The sequence below is a fragment of the Variovorax sp. VRV01 genome (assembly GCF_014852545.1).
In the GTDB taxonomy this organism is placed as follows: Bacteria; Pseudomonadota; Gammaproteobacteria; order Burkholderiales; family Burkholderiaceae_C; genus Variovorax; species Variovorax beijingensis_A.
Genome location: NZ_JACVBS010000004.1, coordinates 258,377 through 276,025 on the forward strand (window position 1 = coordinate 258,377; position 17,649 = coordinate 276,025).

A 17,649-nucleotide genomic window follows, 5' to 3' on the forward strand; every position below is an offset into this window, starting at 1 on the left:
CGCCCTCCAACTCCAACCTGGGGATCCACATGTCCGACACCACTCCTCCTTCCGACACGCCGGATCCCGGCCGCCTGCCGGAGCGCCGGAAAGCCAGCCCGCCTGGCCTGTGCCCACCGCCCGAACCGCTGTGGCCGCACTTCCTCACCGGGCAGGAAGACGCGCCGGTGCGCGTGCTGCTCATCGACGACGACGAATTCATGCGGCGCGTGATCGCCCAGGAACTGCTGTCGGACATGCGCATCCAGCTCGAGGGGCAAGGCAGCAGCGTGCGCGACGGCCGCCGCCTGCTGGCCACCCACGAGTTCGACGTGCTGATGGTCGACCTGCGGCTGGGCGACGGCTCGGGCTTCGACCTGATCCGCGAGGCGCGCAAGCTGCACCGCTACTGCGAGATCATCGTGATCTCCGCGCTGGAGGACGATGCCCACGTGATGCACGCCTTCGAGCTCGGCGCCACCGGCTACCTGCTCAAGCACGCCTGGCTGCAGAGCTTTGCCGAGGCCGTGCTGCAGGTGGTCAACGGCGGCGCGGCCATCACGCCCAAGCTGACGCGCCGGCTGCTCACGCGCATGAACCTGCAGGGCAGCGGCGAACGGCCGGCCACGGAAACGCCGCTGCGCGAAGCCACGCTGACCGCACGCGAACGCGAGGTGCTGCGCTTCGTGGCGCGCGGCTGCGTTTCCAAGGAGATCAGCATGCGGCTCGGCATCTCGGGGCAGACCGTCAACGCCCACATCAAGAACATCTATAAGAAGCTGCACGTGCATTCGCGCGCGCAGGCGGTGAGCCTGGCCACCCACACCGGCCAGCTCTGACCGAAGCACCTCCACTTCACGAGGATGACGCCATGACCACCCCCACCATCCATCCCGTCGTGCTGTGCGGCGGCAGCGGCACGCGCCTGTGGCCTCTTTCGCGCAAGACCCTGCCCAAGCAGTTCGCACCGCTGATCGGCAGCAAGAGCCTGCTGCAGCTGACGCTGGAGCGCCTGTGCAGCCTGAACCGCAACATCACCTGCGTGGCATCGGAAGACCACCGCTTCCTGGTGCGCGAGGCGGTCGACAGGGCCGGCGCGACCGGCCGCCAGATCCTGGAGCCGGTGGCGCGCAACACGGCGGCCGCCATGGCCGCCGCGGCGCTGCGCGCGGGGCCGGACGACCTGCTGCTGTTTGCGCCGGCCGACCACCACATTCCCGACACCGCGCTCTTCGCGCAGACGGTGCGCAGCGGCATCGACGCCGCGCTGGCCGGGCGCATCGTGACCTTCGGCGTGGCGCCCAGCTTCGCGAGCACGGCCTATGGCTACATCGAGGCCGGCGCACCCTCGGCCGACGGCCACAGCCACGCGGTGGTGCGCTTCGTGGAAAAGCCCACGGCCGCCGTGGCCGAGTCGCTGATCCTGCACGGCGGCTACAGCTGGAACGCCGGCATCTTCCTGGCGCGTGCCGACACCCTCGTTGCGGCGCTGCGCAAGCATGCCCCCGACATCCTCGAGGCCTGCGAACGCGCCACCGCCGCCGTCACGGCCGACGGCAGCTTCGACCGGCTCGACCGCGAGGCCTTCGAGGCCTGCCGCAGCGACAGCATCGACTATGCGGTGCTCGAAAAGCACGAGGCCATCTCGGTCGTCAAGTTCAACGGCAACTGGAGCGACGTCGGCAGCTGGAACGCGGTGGCCACGCTGCACGCGGAAGACGGCAGCGGCAACCGGCTGAGCGGCAACGCCAGCGCGCTGCGTTCGAGCGACACCTTCATCCACGCGCCGCACCGCCGCGTGGTGGCGCTGGGCACCCGCGGCCTGATCATCGTGGACACCCCCGACGCCGTGCTGGTGGCGGGCGCGGACTGCGCCGAGCAGGTCGGCGACGTGGTGCGGATGCTCACGGCCGACGGCCGGGCCGAGGCCACGGAACACCGGCGCGTGGTGCGGCCCTGGGGCGCCTACGACAAGCTCGACTTCGGCGAGCGCTTCCAGGTGAAGCGGCTCACCGTCAAGCCCGGCGCCAAGCTGTCGCTGCAGATGCACCACCACCGCGCCGAGCACTGGATCGTGGTGCAGGGCACGGCCAAGGCCACCTGCGACGGGCAGGTCACGCTGGTGCGCGAGAACGAATCCATCTACCTGCCGCTGGGCGCCATCCACCGGCTGGAGAACCCGGGCAAGACGATGCTCGAAGTGATCGAGGTGCAGACCGGCGGCTACCTCGGCGAGGACGACATCGTGCGCTTCGACGACACCTACGGCCGCTGCCCTTCGATCAAGGCGCGCAACGGCGATGCGCTGCCGGATGCCGGCGTACCGGCCGTGCCCGTGGTGGCCGTCATGCCCGTGGCCGCGCCGCAGCTGGCCCCCGCCCCGTAGCGCCGCCGCACGGGCACCACGCAGCATCCGCCATGACCAAGCTCTGGCCTGCGCTGCTGGCCGCCGCCCTGCTCTCGGGCTGCGCGGCGCCCAGCGCCACGCCGCCAGCCACGCCCGTGCCGGCGGCGCCCGCGGCCGGCGCGGTGACGTGGCAGTACGTGCGCTCGACCTGGCACGAGGCACGGCTGCCGGGGCTGGGCGTCAGCCACCGCTACGAGAGCCGCGTGGGCTGGGTCGACGTCTACCTGTACGACCTGAAGCAGGGCCACTGGCAGGCCGGCGTCGACGATCCGCGCTTCGCAGCGCAGTTCGAGTCTTCGGTGAACGAGGTCCGGCTCGCGGTGGCGCGCGGCCTTTACGCCGAGGTGGAGGTCGGCCTCATCACCGACGTGCGGATCGAAGGGCAGGACTTTCGCCGCGTGAGCCTGCGCATCGTGCATGCCGTCACGCGCAAGGCCTACGAGTCGTTCACCTTTCTCACGGCCCGCGACGGCCGGCTGCTGAAGTACCGCATGTCCTTCGACACGCCGGCGCCGGCCAACGTGGATGCCATTGCGCGCGAGTTCATCGAGCACAACCTGCGCAGCGGGCCGGACATGCCGAGGGCAGCGCAGCCGCTTTTCGACACCTGAGCCGGCGCGCCGCGGTGCTGCGAAAATACTGTTCTTTCATACAGTGTTTCCTCTAGAATGACTCGTCTCCAAGAGCAAACATTCAAGGCGACACCATGACCACCGCCAGCCCGCCGGCGTCCTCTGCGCGAATCCTGTTTTTCTCGCCGCTGCGGCGCTCGCAGCCGCGCCAGCCCGTGGGCCGGATCTCGACCTGGCCCTTTCGCGTGGCCACGGAAAAAGACCGCGATGGCGGCGGCCTCCCTTGCGATGGCAATGACGTGCGCCTGCATGCGGCGCGCGTGCTGCGCACCACCGCCGAGCACTGGTGGCCGCCGGCCGGCTGAATGGAAATTGCCTAGATGCCGTCCTCTGCGCCGGCCTCGCCGAGCAGGTCCTGCGCGTCGTCGTCGAAGCCCGCGATGGGCTGGGCCTTGGCAAGCGCGAGCCACACGCCGAACGGAATGCGATCGAAGGCGCGGTGCACGGCGGCGCGCGCGACCACCAGCCTTTCGCCTTCGAGCACGAGCACGCCGCACTCCGGCGGAACCTCGTCGGGCGATGCAATGCAGCGGCCGCGCGCATCGTTGCCCAGCACGTACCAGCACTCGCCGCCCAGGTCGAGGTAGGCTGCGCGCTTGTCGGGCCTGCGCAGGTCGCCCAGCAGGTCGGCGCGGCTCACCTTCACCTCGTGCACGATGGGATGCGCATAGGCTTCGACGCTGGTATTGCGGATCGAGAACACGTCGGGCTTCGCGATGCACCAGCGCGGCTTGCCGCCCTCTTCGAGCGGCGGCAGGCGCGCCCGCAGGCCAAGGCCGCGCCAGGCAATGCGGCCGCCGCGGGTCATTTCGCGCGCCACGCGCTCGACCAGCGCCTCGTGCGGCGAGAGCGCCGCGCGGTTGAGGGTGAGCGTGGTGGCAATGCGCGCAATGCCGGCATCGGTCACGCGCAGGGTCTCGTGGCCATGCGGCGTGCGCATGCGTTCGAGGAACCCGCCCGCAAGCAGCTCGACCTCGATGGCGTCGCAGCAGGGCCAGCCCGCCGAACGGTAGATCTCGCGCAGCCGCCGTGCATGCAGCTTGCCGAATGGCAGCTCGCCGGTGCGCTGCATCGGCGGCGGAGGATCGATCACGGGCGGCGGAAAACCGGGGTCGGTGAACGGCGGCTCCACGGGTGGCGGATCGCCCTCGGGCGGAGGCCCGGGCGGCGGTGGCGGCGGCACGGGAATGGGCACGTCGGGCGCGGGCGGCGGCGGGCCGATCGGCGCGTCGACGACGGGATCGAGGGCGAATGCGGGCATGGGAGAAACAGGTTAGCGAAAAGTCGTGGGGTGCGCGAGGCATGGAACGATCGGTTGCATTCGATGCCCTGCCCTCAATGGAAGTCGCGGCTGGTGTTGCTCTGCGCCAGCCGGCCCATCAGCGGCGTCAGGTCCTTGAAGCCGGTGGCGATCAGGTGCTGCACCTTGCCGCCGCTGTCGTCGTCGCGCTGCCAGGTGCCCTGCACCGCGAGCAGGTGCGACTTCAGCAGCGGCTCGCGCCAGGCCTCGATGACATGGCTCCAGACGATCACGTTGACGTTGCCGGTCTCGTCCTCGAGCGTGACGAAGATGGTGCCGTTGGCGGTTCCCGGGCGCTGGCGGCCCTTGACGATGCCGCAGGCGCGCACGGTCTGGCCGCTGGGCTGTGCGCGCAATTGCTCCGCGCTCATGAGCCTCATGCGCGCGAGGCGCGGGCGCAGCAGCGCGAGCGGATGGCGGCGCAGTGTGAGGCCGAGCGCGGCATAGTCGCCGACGATCTCCTCGCCCTCGGGCGCCGCGGGCAGCTGCAGCACCGGCTCGTTGATCGGCACGCCCTTGAGCAGGGCCGGCGAGCGGTGCTGCGCGGTGGCGTCCCATACCTGCTGGCGGCGGTGGCCCGAGAGCGACATCAGCGCATCGGCCGCGGCCAGCGCCGCCATGTCCTTGCCGTCGAGCTCGGCGCGCAGCGCGAGGTCTTCGGTGCTGGTGAAGGGTGCCTGCGCGCGCGCCTCGAGCAGGCGCCTGGCGCCCTCCTTGCTGAGGCTTGAAATACGGTTCAGGCCGAGCCGCACCGCGGGCTGGTTCTCGCGGCCGAGGCGATCGGCGTAGCGCGCATCGGTGCCCGGCGGCATGCGTGGCGCATCGGGGGCGCGGGCTTCGAGCGTGGTGTCGATGCCGCTGCAGGTCACGTCGGCCGGCCGCACCTCGACGCCATGCCGCCGCGCATCCTGCACCAGCTGCGAGGGGCTGTAGAAGCCCATCGGCTGCGAGTCGAGCAGCGCCGCGAGGAAGCAGGCGGGTTCGTAGTTCTTGAGCCAGCTGCTCACGGTGACCAGCAAGGCAAAGCTCGCGGCGTGGCTTTCGGGAAAGCCGTAGTCGCCGAAGCCGAGGATCTGCTTGAAGATGGCCTCGGCGAACTCGGCCTTGTAGCCGTGGTCGGTCATGCCCTTCACGAGCTTGTGGTGGAACTTCTCGAGGCCGCCCTTGCGCTTCCATGCCGCCATCGCGCGGCGCAGCTGGTCGGCTTCGTCGGCGGTGAACCTGGCCGCGATCATCGCGATCTGCATCACCTGCTCCTGGAAGATCGGAATGCCCAGCGTGCGCTCCAGCGCGGGCTTCAGTTCTTCCTTCTCGTAATGGATCGGCAAGCGCTTGGCCACCCGCTCGCGCTGCTTGAGGTAGGGATGCACCATGCCGCCCTGGATGGGCCCGGGCCGCACGATCGCGACCTCGATCACGAGATCTTCGTAACTCTGCGGCTTCAGTCTCGGCAGCATCGACATCTGCGCCCGGCTCTCGATCTGGAACACGCCGATGGTGTCGGCGTCGCAGATCATGTCGAACACCTTCGGGTCGTCGTTGGGGATCTGGTGCATCTGCACCATCGATCCGCGCCAGCGGTTCATGTGGTCGAGCCCGCGCCGTATCGCGCTGAGCATGCCGAGCGCGAGCACGTCGACCTTGAGCATGCCCATGGCTTCGAGGTCGTCCTTCTCCCACTGGATGACGGAGCGGTCCTTCATGGACGCCTTCTCGACCGGCACCAGCCGCGTGAGCCGGGTGTGCGTGAGCACGAAGCCGCCCACGTGCTGGCTCAGGTGGCGCGGAAAGCCCTTGAGCCGCCGCGTCATCTCGATCCATTGCACCAGCTTGAGTTCGTCCTCCTCCACGCCGACGCGCGCGGCCGCCTTGAACAGCTGCTCGCCCAGCACGGTGTCGTCGAACCAGTAGTGGTCCTTGGCGAATTCGTCGATCAGCCGTTCGTCGATGCCCATGGCCTTGCCGACGTCGCGCAGGGCGCTGCGCGCGCGGTAGCAGATGACGACGGCCGCGATGGCTGCGCGATCGCGGCCGTACTTCTCGTAGATGTACTGGATGACCTCTTCGCGCCGCTGGTGCTCGAAGTCGACGTCGATGTCGGGCGGCTCGTGGCGGTGCCGGCTCAGGAAGCGCTCGAACAGCAGGTGGCCTTTTTCAGGATTGATCGCGGTGATGCCCAGGCAATAGCAGACCGCCGAATTGGCCGAGGAGCCGCGGCCCTGGCAGAGGATGTCCTGCGACTTGGCGAAGCGCACGATGTCTTCCACCGTGAGGAAGAACATCTCGTACTTCATCTCGACGATCAGCGCGAGTTCCTTCTCGAGCTGCGCCCGCACCTTGGCGGGAATGCCCTCGGGATAGCGAAGCGCCGCCCCCTCCCACGTCTTGCGCACCAGCGTCTCGGCCGGCGTCTCGCTGCTGCCCACGGTTTCGAGCGGGTACTTGTAGTTCTCGCGGATCACCTCGGGATCGAACCGGCAGCGTTCGGCCACCACCAGCGTGTTCGACAGCATCTGGGGCAGATAGAGCTCGGCCAGCCGCACCCGCTGCCGCAGGTGCCGCTCGGCATTGGGCTGCAGCGCAAAGCCGCATTCGGCCACCGTTTTTCCTTCGCGCACGGCCGTCAGCACGTCGTGCAGCGGCTTGCTCGAACGCGCGTGCATGTGCACGTCGCCGGCCGCCACCAGCGGCACGCCCGTTTGCTCGCCCGCCTGCAGCAGCGCGGCGAACCAGAGGTCGTCGTCGAGCTCGTTGAGCATTTCCACGGCCAGCCACAGGTTGCCTGCGTAGAGCGCCTTGGCGGCCAACAGGTCTTCATGCAGCGTGGCCGCATTCACGGCGGCACCCGGCGCGCGGTGCGGCACGAAGAGAACCTGGCAGTCCTGCAGCGAGGCCACGTCGCTGTGCTCCCAGCTCACGCGGTACTCGCCCTTGGGCAGTTCGGTGTTGCGCGCGGCGGTGATGAACTCGCAGAGGTTGCCCCAGCCTTCCGTGCCGTTGGCGATCACCACCAGCCTGAAGCGCTCGAAACGGAATTCGCTGCCGAACAGCAGCCGGAAGCCGGGGTTGCGCGGGAGCGGCGCTTCGTCGGGATGCTCGCGCTCGTATTCCGCGAGCTTGGCCGGCAGCTCGCGCAGGCAGACATGGGCGCGCACGATGCCCGCCACCGAGCATTCGTCGGTGATGGCCAGCGCCGTGTAGCCGAGCTGGTAGGCGCGCTCGACCAGTTCCTCGGGCGTCGAGGCGCCGCGCTGGAAGCTGAAGTTGCTGAGGCAGTGCAGCTCGGCGTAGTCGGGCAGCGTGGGGGCAGGCTTCCTGCGCAAAGGCAAGGGCAGCGCATGCACCTTGGCCGAGTTGCGCCCGCGCAGCTGCTTTTCGCTCAGGTCAGGCATAGAACCCCTGCAGGTACCAGCGCACCTCGGCCGGAGAAAAGCGCGCCGAGGGCCGCTCGCGAAAGATCCACACCAGGCCGGCCTCGGGGCTTTCCGCCACGTAGTAGTCGCGCATCGCCGGCTGGCCGCCGTCTTCCTTGCCGCCCCACCAGCCCGCCTCGATGCGCTGCGGCCCGACCAGCTTGCGCAGCGGGCCGCGGTAGCACGGGCTCTCGCCATCCATCTCGAGCAGCAGCGGCTCGGGCAGCAGCCAGGGCGGGTAGAGGGCATCGGGCTGCAAAGCCGCGGCCTTCGCTTGCTTGCCGGCCTTGTCCGCCAGCGCCTTGTCCTGCTGCAGCGCGGGGCGCCAGGCCTGCTTGCGCTCGGGCCGGTGGTCGGCCTGCGCAGCGGGCACCACCACCTGGTGCGCTCCGAGCCGCACGCTGAGCCGCTCGACCATCTCGTGCAGCTTGTCGCCCTTGCGGTTGTCCTCGGGCAGGAAGCTGGTGCTGGCGCCGGCCCACGGATCGGTCTCGAGCGTGCGCAGCCGGAGCCAGCTCGCAGGTGCCGCGAGCGTGGTGAGAGCCAGCTTTTCGGACAGCAGGCGGCGCAGGTGCGCCATGTCCTGCGTGGGCTCGGCCGTGCGCACGGTGACCTGCTGGTGCGGCGGCAGGTTCACGCCATTGAAGCGCTTGAGATCGAGCGTCCACTGCAGTTCGAGCGCACGCGCGCCGCGCTGGCGCGCGCGCAGCCAGATCTGCAGCGCCGCGAGCAGGCGATTGGCCGACCACATCAATTCGGGTGCGGTCTCGGCCAGCGCGGGCAGCTCCAGCTTCTGCTCGAACACGTCGGGCAGCGTGAGCCAGTCGTGGCTTTCAGGTCGCAGGCCCCAGGCGGTGTCGAGCGCTTCGCGCAGTTCCACGCCAAAGCGCCGCGTGAGGCCGCCGCGCGGCAGGGCCGCCACCTCGCCCCAGGTGCGGCAGCCCAGGCGCGCGAGCAGGTCGAGGTGGGGACGCGCGGCCGTCAGCGTGTCCAGCGGCAGGCCGGCGGGAATGTCCCTGGGCCGGCTCTCGTTGCGCTCGAACAGGCGCAGCCGCGCCAGCGCGATCAGGCTCGTGGCGCCCTGCGCGCCGCGCATCACGGCGCCGGGCGCGGGGTTCTCGTGGGCCAGCTGGCGCATCAGCGACGAGCGCCCGCCCCACAGGCGCTCGCAGGCCGAGACTTCGAGCATCAGCGCCTCGTCCTGCCAGGCGACGTGCGGCGTGTAGCGCAGCGCCCACCAGCCCAGCGCCTCGGGCGTGGGAAGCACCGGGGCATCGGGCGCGTCGGCATCAAGCGACCACCGCAACGCGATCCAGTGCATTTCCGTTTCCTTTCCACGCGTCGATGCGCACCACGGTGGCCGACCCGGCCGCCTCGGTGGCCGGCGCCGTGCCCTGCTGCTGCAGCCGCAGCTTGCGGCGCAGCCGGGCGGCGGCCAGCAATGCGGCCATGCGCTCGTTGCGCGCGGGCAGCATGACGGGCGCGGCCAGCGGCGGACCGCGGCGCTTCAAGATGCGCAGTTCGATCTGCGACGCATCGGCCTCGCAGCTTTCCACCTGAAGGCGCAGCCGCGCCGGCGATGCGCCCTGCGCGGCCGAGGCGGGCCGGCACACGAAGAGCAGCACCTCGTGCTGGGCGGCCGCCAATTGCAGCCGCCGCAGTTCGCCCACCCGGGCCTGCGGCAGCCAGGCCAGCACGGCCGCCACGTCGGCGCAGCGCAGCGCCTGCTCGCAGGCCCACAGCCGCGCGGCCGGCGCCTCGCTGCGGACCCACATCAGCGCCTCCACCGGCAGCCCCTGCGCCGCGAGCGCCGCCGCGCAGGGCTCGTAGGGCGCGCCGATCAGCACCACCGGCCCGCCGTGCGCGGCCACTGCCTGCGCCAGCGCGGGCAGCAGCAGGCGCCAGACATGCGCTTCGGGCGCGGTCTGCAGCAGCTCCGTCATGGCGCCGACCGGCCATCCGCCGCCCGGCAACTCCGCGTCGAGCGCGGCGTGGCCGGTGGTAACCACCTGCGCGTCGGCCAGCCCGAGCTCGTCGGCATGCCAGACGCCGCGGCCCGCGGCAGCGGAAAAGGAGTCGAGGAAAGGGAGGCCCATGATTCAACTGTTAACTGTATTTTTATACAGTATTCCATGCATCGCAACCGCAAAGCCGGCTGGAGGGGCTTTTCTCGCGCGGTGGCCCTCTGCGCCGTCCCGGCCGATACTGAAAGCTCGAACGGCAAAGCCACCCCCGGAGGACTTTTTTTCCCGTGACCCTGCAGGCAAACGGTCTTTCCCTCACGCGCGCCCGGCTGCTGCGGCTGGGCATGGCGCTGTGCGCCGGCGCGGCGCTTCCCCCCGCATCCGCGCAGCAAGGCAGCCTGAAGATGAATACCCGCCCCATCCCCTCCACGCAAGAAGCCCTGCCGGTGGTCGGCTGCGGCACCTGGATCGGCTTCGACCAGCGCCCCGGCAGCGACGAATACCAGCGCCTGCCCGGCGTGCTCGACGCCCTCTTCGCAGCCGGCGGCACGGTGATCGATAGCTCGCCGATGTACGGCCGCTCCGAGGAAAGCACCGGCGAGCTGCTGGCCGCCGCAGCGAGGCCGCGCGAGACCCAGGCCTTTCTCGCCACCAAGGTCTGGACCTCGGGCCGCGAGGCCGGCATCGCGCAGATGGAGCAGTCGTTCGCGCGGCTGCGCACCCAGCGCATGGACCTGATGCAGGTGCACAACCTGATGGACTGGAAGACCCACCTCGCCACGCTGCGCGGCTGGAAAGAGAAAGGCCGCGTGCGCTACATCGGCATCACGCACTACACGGCCTCGGCCTACCGCGAAGTCGAGGCCGTGCTGCGCGCCGAGAAGCTCGACTTCCTGCAGATCAACTATTCGCTCGACGCGCGCGAGGCCGAAGAGCGCCTGCTGCCGCTCGCAGCCGAACGCGGTGTGGCGGTGATCGTCAACATGCCCTTCGGCGGCGGTGGCCTCTTGCGCCGGCTGCGCGGCAAGCCCCTGCCTGCCTGGGCCGGCGAGATCGGCTGCACGAGCTGGGCGCAGGTGCTGCTGAAGTTCGTGCTGAGCCAGCCGGCCGTGACCTGCACGATTCCCGGCACCAGCCGCGCCGAGCACATGGCCGACAACGCCGCGGCCGGCGCAGGCGCGTTCCCGGATGCGGTGTTCTGGCGCCGCAACGCGGAATCGATCGGGCTCTGACCCGCCACCGCGGCTATTCGAACTTGACGTTGTGCTGCCGCACGGTCGCGCCGAAGGCCTCGTACTGCGCGCGGAAGAATTCGGCGAACTTCGCGGGGCTCATGCCGTAGCCCTCGAAGCCCTGCTGCACCAGCTGCGCATGCACCTCGGGCCGCTTGAGCGTGTTCTGCAACTCCTGCGACAGCTTGTCGGTGATCGCCTGCGGCAGCCCCGGCGGCCCGAAGAAGCCGGCCCAGGGCGTGATGGTGAGCTTGCCCAGCCCGAGCTCGCCGCCCGTGGGCACGTCGGGCAGCAAGGCGCTGCGCTGCGGCAGCAGCGTGACCAACGCGCGGATGCGCCCCTCCTTCACGAAGCCCGGCGCCAGCGTGCCGGTGGTGAACATCATGTGGATCTGCCCGCCCAGCAGGTCGGTCATGGCCTGCATGTCGCCCTTGTAGCGCGCGTTGACCACCTTGCGCTCGCCCAGCAGCTGCAACATGGCCAGCTCCGAAGCGCTGTTGCTCGATGCCGAGTTGTAGGCGCCGGGCCTGGCCGCCACCATGGCCAGCAGCTCGTTCACGCTCTTCACCGGCAGGCTGGCCGGCACCACCAGGAACATCGAGAACTGGCCGGCCGAGCTGATCGGCGTGAAGGCCTTGAACGGGTCGTAGGGCGGCGTCGGCCGCAGCGTGGGCGCCGCCACCATCGCGGTGTTGGTGCCCATCAGCAGCGTATAGCCGTCGGGCTTGGCGGACGACGTGGCCTGCGCCGCCAGCACGCCGTCGGCGCCGGGGCGGTTCTCCACGATCACCTGCTGGCCGAGCTGCCTGGACAGGCCCTCCGCGATGATGCGCGTGAGCGCGTCGGCGCCGCCGCCGGGCGCGAAGCCGACGATCAGGCGCAGCGGCTTGTCCGGATAGCTGCCCTCGGCGCTCCATGCTGCCGCGCCCGGCAGCATGGCCAGCGTGCCGCCGGCCGCGAGGGCCGCTAGCGTCAGGTTTCTGCGTCGCATGTCGTTGCTCCTTCTTCAGTCAAAAGAGATGCCGCACGCCGAGCTCCCAGCCCGACGAGCGGCGCCCGCCCGCCGGTGCCACGCCGCCGCTCACCACGTAGCGCGCCTGCCCGCCGTTCATGAGCCGCGCATAGGTGCCGTAGAGCGCCGTACGCTTGGAAAGGTTGTGCACGTAGCCGATGCCGAACTGGCGCGCGTCGTCGCGGTTGCGCGGCATGCCGTTGGCGTTGCGCAGGCTCTCGTCGCTGCGGTCGTCCAGGTAGGCGTAGCTCAGGCGGATGCGGCCGACCTCGAAGGCCGGAATGTGCGCGCCGATCTCGGCGGTGTTCTTGCGCACCGTGCCGGCAGCAAGCTTCACCGTCACCTTGTTGTAGAGCGCGAAGAATTTCGCAAAGCCCGCGTCCCACGTGCCGCCGATGTTGGCATGCGTGTAGTTGCCGATGGCGGCGGTGGCGTCGAAGTGCGTGCGCGTGACGGCCGCGGCAATGTCGAACGCACCCGCGGCAAAGCCGAAGCGCGCACCGGCAAAGTTGCCGTCGTCGCGGTTCGGCGCAGTGGAGTCGTTCTCCCCGGTGCCGATCATCGCCATGCCGTAGAAGCCGCCGAGCCCGGCCGGCAGCCAGTAGCTCACGGTGTTGCTGCCCGTGATGCCGGTGGGCAGCGGCCCGGTGCCCGCACCCGCGAACGTGAGGTTGCCCGCGCGCGCCACGCCGTTGGCGTTGAAGGGATCGAAGTAGATGCTGTTGTAGTGCGTGGGGATGAAGTCGCGGCCCAGGCGCAGCTCGCCGAACTTCTGGTGCGACAGGCTCACGAAGGACATGCGGTCGAAGGTGATCGGCCCTGCCGCACCCGCGCCGCTCGCCTGGTTGTTGCTGTTGCTCGGCCTGCCGGTGCCGTTGTCGGGGTTCAGGCTGCCTTCGAGCCAGAAGCCCGCGCGCAGGCCGCCGCCCAGGTCTTCGGTGCCGCGGAATCCGAGCCGGCTGGTCGAAAGGCCGCCGTTCGACAGCGCCCTGACCGAGCCGCCGCCCTCGCCCTTCGTGTACTGCACGCCGATGTCCATTACGCCGAACACGGTGACGCTGGACTGCGCGTGCGCCGCGCCGCTGCCGGCCAGCGCCAGCGCCGACCCCATCAAGAATCTCTTCATGTTTTCTTGTCTCCTGCTTCTTCTCTTGGTTGAAAAACTCGGGAACGCGCGCAGGGCTGCGCCACCGGGTGCGCGCGGGGTTGCGCACCGGTTGGCGAAGGCCGGGGTGAAAAAGGTCTAGCCCGAGGGCTCGGGGCGTTCGGTGCGCACGAGCACGGCGCCCTTCGAGAGCGGGCTCACGTTGCGCCGGTACTGCTGCAGCCAGCCGGTGTCGAAGGCCGGCGGCGGCGCCTGCCAGTCGGCGCGGCGGGCAGCGAGTTCCGCATCGGTCAATGCGATATCGAGGCGGCGCGCATCGAGGTCGATGGTGATCGTGTCGCCGTCGCGCACCAGGCCGAGCGGCCCGCCGAGCGCGGCCTCGGGCGACACCTCGGCCACCACGAGCCCCTTGCAGACCAGGCCCGAAAGATGCCCGTCGGTCAGGATCGCAACCTGGTCGCCCAGGCCCGCGCCGTCGATCGCGAACACCACGCGCGAGGCGCCGCCGCCCATCGCCGGACCGCCGCAGGCACCGGCGCCGCGCATCACGACCACCTGGCCCGGCACGATCTCGCCCTTCTTGAGCGCCGCAATGGCCGCGTCGGATGTCCAGAAGCACACGGCCGGGCCCGTGAAGCTGCGCACCTTGCGCTCCACAATGCCGGTCTTGATGAGGCCCGACTCGGGCGCGAGGTTGCCGCGCAGCAGGACGATCGCGGGATGCGGCGCGACCGGGCGCTCGATGGGGCGGATCACCTCGGCGCTGGCGACTTCGGCGCCGCGCAGGTTGTCGGCCACGGTGCCGCCCGTGACGGTCAACGCACCGGTGTCGAGCAAGGGCGCGAGCTGCTTCATGAGCGCGCGGCAACCGCCCGCCGCCTCGAAGGCTTCGATGCTGTGCTCGCCGATCGGCCGCACCCCGGCCAGCACCGGCGTCGCCGGGCCGAGGCTTTCGAACAGGCCGTACACGTCGACGCCGCACTCTCCCTCGGTCGACACGGCCTGCAGGTGCTTGGCCGTGTTGAGCGAAGCGCCGATGGCCAGCACCGCGCGCACCGCGTTGGCAAAGGCGCCGGGCGTGAGTATGTCGCGCGGCTTCAGGTCGTCCCACACCATCTGCACGATGCGCGTGCCGGCGGCGCGCACGTCGGCCATCATCTTCGGGCTCAGCGCGGCCACCGGCGCGCTGCCCGGCAAGGCCATGCCGAGCGCCTCGCAGACGATGTGCATCGAGTTGGCCGTGCCCAGGCCCGAGCACACGCCCGGCCCGCGGATCGCCTCGCGGCTCATGCCCACGAGTTCTTCCACCGGCAGGTGGCCGGTGACCGCATGCATCGCGCCGATGAACACTTCCTCGATGTCCATGTGCCTGCCGCGGTATTCGCCGCTGGGCTGGTAGCCGCAGGGCACGAGCAGGGTCGGAATGTCGAGCCGCGCGGCCGCCATGAGCTGGCCCGGCACGGTCTTGTCGCACGAGGTGAGGCACACCATGCCGTCGAGCTGCGCGCCTTCGACCGCCACCTCGATGTCGTTGGTCACGAGGTCGCGCGCGCCAAGCATGTAGGCGCCGCGCGCGCCCGCGCCGGTGATGAAGTCGCTGGGCGCGGCGGTGCGGATCTCGAAGGGCACGCCGCCCGCGGCGCGGATCGCGGTCTTGATTTCCGCCGCCACGCGGTCGAGGTGGCTGAAGCAGGCAGCCAGTTCCGACGAGCTGTTGACGATGGCGATCTTGGGCTTCTCGCAATCCTCTTCGGGAATGCCGAGCGCGCGCCAGTGCGCATTGCGCACCGACCACAGGTAGGAGCCGCGCGGGAAGTTGCTGCGCAGGGGACGGGTCATCGCGTACCTTCCGATTTTCTTGTGATCTCGATCACGCCGCGGTCGGCGTCCACGCGCACCCAGTCGCCGGTGGCTATGCATTCGAGCGGATCGCGCTCGAAGTCGGTCATCGACGGCGAATGCGTGACCACGGCGCCGAGCGCCATCTTGGTGGTCATCTCGTTGAACAGGAACGCCGCCGGCGCCGAGTTCATGAGCCGCGTCATGTGGAACATGGCCGACCAGCCCGACGAGCCCTTGGCGCCCGGAAACACCAGCACCTTGCCCGCGAAGCTCTGGCCGCGCAGTTCGTGCCGCGTCTCGATGACGGTGCCGGTGCGCGGGTCGATGCCGCCCCAGCCCGAGATGCGGTCGCGCGTGACCAGCGCCTCGCCTTCGGCCACGCCGCCGACCACCTTGCGGCCGCGGATGACCAGGGTGGATGTGTTGTCGCGTGCATTCATGGTCTTGCTCCTTCCCCTTTCGGGGGAAGGTAGGGATGGGGGCAGCCAGAGCGCTCGACGGATGCGCCGCCGGCCCCCACCCCTGCCCTCCCCCAGCGGGGGAGGGAGAAATTCCGGTGCCTCATTGCATGCCTCCATTCCAGCGACCCGTGCACGCCGCATCGATGCATTCGGCCGTGCTGCCGAACCACGCCTGCACGCCGAGGATCGCGGGCAGGTAGTGCGCCTGCTTGGCCGAATCGAGCGCCACCGTCTTCGTGCCCTTGGGCACGGCGCGGCTCATGGCGGAGCAGCTGTCGGTCATGAGGATGCCGCCCGCGTCCTCGATGATCCGGGTGTAGCCGTTGCGGTCGGCCAGCGACTTGATGGCGCGCGGCGTGAAGATCCACAGCTCGCAGTCCGGGTGCACCTTGCGGCCCTCGATGAGCTGCGCGGCCTCCCAGATCTGCTCGATGGTGTAGTGCGGGCAGCCCAGCATCACGTACTGCACCTCGGCATCCTTGCCCGTCGCGTTGATCTTCTCGTAGGTGGCGCGGCGCTCGGCCTCGCCGTAGCGCAGCACCTCCACCGGCGCGCGGCCGCCGAGCGCCTGCTCGAGCGTCAGTGCTTCGGGCGTGACACCGGCGATGTGGTACATCTCCACGCCGCCCGAGGACGAGGCCGCCGCACCGAAGTGCTTGAGCCGCGGCAGGTTCGGCACGCGGCCGATGCCGCGCTGGCTGTGCACCACCGGCACGCGTTCCTGCACATGCTCGCCGATGTAGTAGCCCAGGAGCCCCCAGTCCTGCACCGACTCGACCTCGACATCGAGTTCGACCACGTGCGTCGCGTGGCGGTTCTCGTCGAGGTGGTAGCCCCAGTAGGGAATGCGGCCCGTGAGCATGGCGGCGCCCGTGCTTTCGCGCCCCTCCGTGTTCGTGCGCGCACCGAGCACCGAGTTGCAATACACCACGGCCGACGACTCCATCCACGCGCAGTGCTCGCCGCGCGTCGGAATGTTGCCGACCTGGTAGGGCGTGCAGGTGTTCATGATCTGCGCGCCCAGGCCCGCCGCATGGCGCTCGCTCTTGTTGTAGAACTGCACGATCTCCTCGCTCACGCCCATGCGCTCGGGCTGGCCGGGGTCGAAGCCCAGCTGCAGGTGGCTCGTAAAGACCTTGAACTTCGGAATCTCGACCGTCTCCTGGCTGTCGAGGCTGAACTCGGAGAACACCGCGTCCATGCCGCCGCCCTTGGCCAAGGCAAAGTCGCGCTGGAACGGCGTGGTCGAGGTGATGGTGGCGCAGACGTTGCGCGTTTCCACCAGCCGCTCGGCCCCCAGTGCCTCGCCGTAGCGCATCAGCAGGTCCATCGCCTTCTGCACGGCCGGTCCGTCGCGGCCGTCCATCATGGCTTTTTCTTCATCGCTCAGGTGCATGGCCTGTGTCTCCGTTTTTTGTGTCGTGGGGGGTCGGCCGGGGCTAGCCCGGCAAGGGCGTGGGCACGTGGCCGCCGATGTCGCGCGCGATGGTGAGCGCGATGTCGTGCAGGCGCGGTGCGAGTTCGTTGCGCAGCCGTTCCTCGGTGAACACGAAGGCCGCGCCGCCGCCGTTGAGCGCCATCACTTCGCCGTCGGGCCCGATCATCGGCACCGACACCGAGTTGATCTCGCGGTGGAACTCACCGAGCGAAAGGCAGTAGCCCAGCCGCCGGGCCTCGCCGATGGCGCGCGTCATGCCGGGTGCGATGCTGTCCCACTCGGGGCCGCGCAGGAGGCGCATCGAATCGACCAGCTGGTTGCGCTGCGCCTCGGGCAGCGCCGAAAGGTAGGCGCGGCCCAGGGCCGAGTTGGCCAGCGGCGCGCGCGAGCCCACGTCGAGCCGCGCCGACAGCATTGACGAGCGCGGCCGGCAGGCCTCGATCAGCACCATCTCCATGCCGTCGCGTATGGCCAGGTAGACCGAGGCGCCCACCTCCTCGGCCATCGCCTGCATGCTGGGCCGCGCGGCGGCGCGCACGTCGAGGCTGCCGAGGAACACGCGCGACAGCGACACCACGCCCGGTCCGAGCATGAAGCGGTCGGCCACCTGCGCGGCCTTGAGCATGCCCAGCGAGAGCAGCGTGGCGACGAGCCGGTTGACCGTGGGCCGCGGGATGCCGGTCATGCGCGCGATGTCGGCATGGCCCAGCACGGGGCGCGCCTCGCTGAAGCAGCGCAGCACCGAGATGCCGCGCTCCAGCGCGCTCACGGTGTCGGCGCGGTCGCCGCGCGCATCGGCGGAATCGGCGGCGGAAAAAGAGGTGTCGTTTTTGTCAGTGGACATGGAAGAACCCTTTGCAAGAC

The 17,649-nt window shown here is 70.0% G+C and carries 15 protein-coding genes; 5 read left to right on the forward strand and 10 right to left on the reverse strand.

The window, feature by feature from the left end; genetic code table 11:
- Positions 1 to 29 precede the first annotated feature (29 nt).
- The 4 genes from IB278_RS09515 (at position 30) to IB278_RS09530 (ending at position 3,323) form a co-directional block, all read left to right on the forward strand.
- Positions 30 to 818, forward strand: coding sequence for a LuxR C-terminal-related transcriptional regulator (locus IB278_RS09515; RefSeq protein WP_145744834.1), 789 nt, complete (start codon positions 30 to 32; stop codon positions 816 to 818).
- Positions 819 to 850: 32 nt separating this feature from the next.
- The gene (locus IB278_RS09520; RefSeq protein ID WP_145744833.1) at positions 851 to 2,365 is read left to right on the forward strand and encodes a mannose-1-phosphate guanylyltransferase/mannose-6-phosphate isomerase; all 1,515 of its coding nucleotides are present in this window, start codon (positions 851 to 853) and stop codon (positions 2,363 to 2,365) included.
- Between the two features lie 32 nt (positions 2,366 to 2,397).
- Complete coding sequence (locus IB278_RS09525; RefSeq protein ID WP_145744831.1) at positions 2,398 to 2,997, forward strand: hypothetical protein; 600 nt, start codon at positions 2,398 to 2,400, stop codon at positions 2,995 to 2,997.
- A 95-nt stretch (positions 2,998 to 3,092) separates the two neighbouring features.
- Complete coding sequence (locus IB278_RS09530; RefSeq protein WP_145744829.1) at positions 3,093 to 3,323, forward strand: hypothetical protein; 231 nt, start codon at positions 3,093 to 3,095, stop codon at positions 3,321 to 3,323.
- Positions 3,324 to 3,334: 11 nt separating this feature from the next.
- Here IB278_RS09530 and IB278_RS09535 read toward each other — a convergent pair whose 3' ends face one another.
- The 4 genes from IB278_RS09535 to imuA form a co-directional block, all read right to left on the reverse strand.
- On the reverse strand, positions 3,335 to 4,279 hold the full coding sequence (locus IB278_RS09535) for a hypothetical protein (RefSeq protein ID WP_145744827.1): 945 nt from the start codon (positions 4,277 to 4,279) through the stop codon (positions 3,335 to 3,337).
- Positions 4,280 to 4,353: 74 nt separating this feature from the next.
- The gene (locus tag IB278_RS09540; RefSeq protein WP_192323286.1) at positions 4,354 to 7,710 is read right to left on the reverse strand and encodes an error-prone DNA polymerase; all 3,357 of its coding nucleotides are present in this window, start codon (positions 7,708 to 7,710) and stop codon (positions 4,354 to 4,356) included.
- The gene (locus IB278_RS09545) at positions 7,703 to 9,052 is read right to left on the reverse strand and encodes a Y-family DNA polymerase (RefSeq protein WP_192323287.1); all 1,350 of its coding nucleotides are present in this window, start codon (positions 9,050 to 9,052) and stop codon (positions 7,703 to 7,705) included. The genes IB278_RS09540 and IB278_RS09545 overlap by 8 nt, the downstream gene beginning before the upstream one ends.
- Positions 9,021 to 9,827 carry a translesion DNA synthesis-associated protein ImuA gene (gene imuA, locus IB278_RS09550; RefSeq protein WP_192323288.1) on the reverse strand — a complete coding sequence of 269 codons (807 nt, stop codon included), beginning with the start codon at positions 9,825 to 9,827 and terminating at the stop codon, positions 9,021 to 9,023. Before imuA ends, IB278_RS09545 begins: the two co-directional genes overlap by 32 nt.
- 212 nt (positions 9,828 to 10,039) lie before the next feature.
- On the opposite strand from imuA, the gene IB278_RS09555 reads away from it, so the two are divergent.
- The gene (locus IB278_RS09555; protein ID WP_307698073.1) at positions 10,040 to 10,927 is read left to right on the forward strand and encodes an aldo/keto reductase; all 888 of its coding nucleotides are present in this window, start codon (positions 10,040 to 10,042) and stop codon (positions 10,925 to 10,927) included.
- Between the two features lie 13 nt (positions 10,928 to 10,940).
- On the opposite strand, the gene IB278_RS09560 is transcribed toward IB278_RS09555, so the two are convergent.
- The 6 genes from IB278_RS09560 to IB278_RS09585 form a co-directional block, all read right to left on the reverse strand.
- Entirely contained in the window at positions 10,941 to 11,918 is a 978-nt protein-coding gene (locus tag IB278_RS09560; protein WP_192323289.1) for a Bug family tripartite tricarboxylate transporter substrate binding protein, read from the reverse strand.
- 19 nt (positions 11,919 to 11,937) lie between these two features.
- The gene (locus tag IB278_RS09565) at positions 11,938 to 13,065 is read right to left on the reverse strand and encodes a porin (RefSeq protein WP_145744817.1); all 1,128 of its coding nucleotides are present in this window, start codon (positions 13,063 to 13,065) and stop codon (positions 11,938 to 11,940) included.
- A gap of 117 nt (positions 13,066 to 13,182) precedes the next feature.
- The gene (locus IB278_RS09570; RefSeq protein ID WP_192323290.1) at positions 13,183 to 14,883 is read right to left on the reverse strand and encodes a dihydroxy-acid dehydratase; all 1,701 of its coding nucleotides are present in this window, start codon (positions 14,881 to 14,883) and stop codon (positions 13,183 to 13,185) included.
- Entirely contained in the window at positions 14,880 to 15,326 is a 447-nt protein-coding gene (locus IB278_RS09575) for an aconitase X swivel domain-containing protein (protein WP_145744813.1), read from the reverse strand. Before IB278_RS09575 ends, IB278_RS09570 begins: the two co-directional genes overlap by 4 nt.
- Before the next feature lie 121 nt (positions 15,327 to 15,447).
- Positions 15,448 to 16,743: an aconitase X gene (locus tag IB278_RS09580; protein WP_145744811.1), complete on the reverse strand. Its 1,296-nt coding sequence runs from the start codon at positions 16,741 to 16,743 to the stop codon at positions 15,448 to 15,450.
- 43 nt (positions 16,744 to 16,786) lie between these two features.
- A complete protein-coding gene (locus IB278_RS09585) occupies positions 16,787 to 17,629 on the reverse strand; it encodes an IclR family transcriptional regulator (RefSeq protein WP_145744809.1) in 843 nt (280 codons plus the stop codon).
- Between the last annotated feature and the right edge of the window lie 20 nt (positions 17,630 to 17,649).

Coding starts and splice junctions, on each gene's coding strand:
- IB278_RS09515 (WP_145744834.1), top strand. CDS start 30: ATGTCCGACACCACTCCTCCTTCCGACACGCCGGATCCCGGCCGCCTG.
- IB278_RS09520 (WP_145744833.1), top strand. CDS start 851: ATGACCACCCCCACCATCCATCCCGTCGTGCTGTGCGGCGGCAGCGGC.
- IB278_RS09525 (WP_145744831.1), top strand. CDS start 2,398: ATGACCAAGCTCTGGCCTGCGCTGCTGGCCGCCGCCCTGCTCTCGGGC.
- IB278_RS09530 (WP_145744829.1), top strand. CDS start 3,093: ATGACCACCGCCAGCCCGCCGGCGTCCTCTGCGCGAATCCTGTTTTTC.
- IB278_RS09535 (WP_145744827.1), bottom strand. CDS start 4,279: ATGCCCGCATTCGCCCTCGATCCCGTCGTCGACGCGCCGATCGGCCCG.
- IB278_RS09540 (WP_192323286.1), bottom strand. CDS start 7,710: ATGCCTGACCTGAGCGAAAAGCAGCTGCGCGGGCGCAACTCGGCCAAG.
- IB278_RS09545 (WP_192323287.1), bottom strand. CDS start 9,052: ATGCACTGGATCGCGTTGCGGTGGTCGCTTGATGCCGACGCGCCCGAT.
- imuA (WP_192323288.1), bottom strand. CDS start 9,827: ATGGGCCTCCCTTTCCTCGACTCCTTTTCCGCTGCCGCGGGCCGCGGC.
- IB278_RS09555 (WP_307698073.1), top strand. CDS start 10,040: ATGGCGCTGTGCGCCGGCGCGGCGCTTCCCCCCGCATCCGCGCAGCAA.
- IB278_RS09560 (WP_192323289.1), bottom strand. CDS start 11,918: ATGCGACGCAGAAACCTGACGCTAGCGGCCCTCGCGGCCGGCGGCACG.
- IB278_RS09565 (WP_145744817.1), bottom strand. CDS start 13,065: ATGAAGAGATTCTTGATGGGGTCGGCGCTGGCGCTGGCCGGCAGCGGC.
- IB278_RS09570 (WP_192323290.1), bottom strand. CDS start 14,883: ATGACCCGTCCCCTGCGCAGCAACTTCCCGCGCGGCTCCTACCTGTGG.
- IB278_RS09575 (WP_145744813.1), bottom strand. CDS start 15,326: ATGAATGCACGCGACAACACATCCACCCTGGTCATCCGCGGCCGCAAG.
- IB278_RS09580 (WP_145744811.1), bottom strand. CDS start 16,743: ATGCACCTGAGCGATGAAGAAAAAGCCATGATGGACGGCCGCGACGGA.
- IB278_RS09585 (WP_145744809.1), bottom strand. CDS start 17,629: ATGTCCACTGACAAAAACGACACCTCTTTTTCCGCCGCCGATTCCGCC.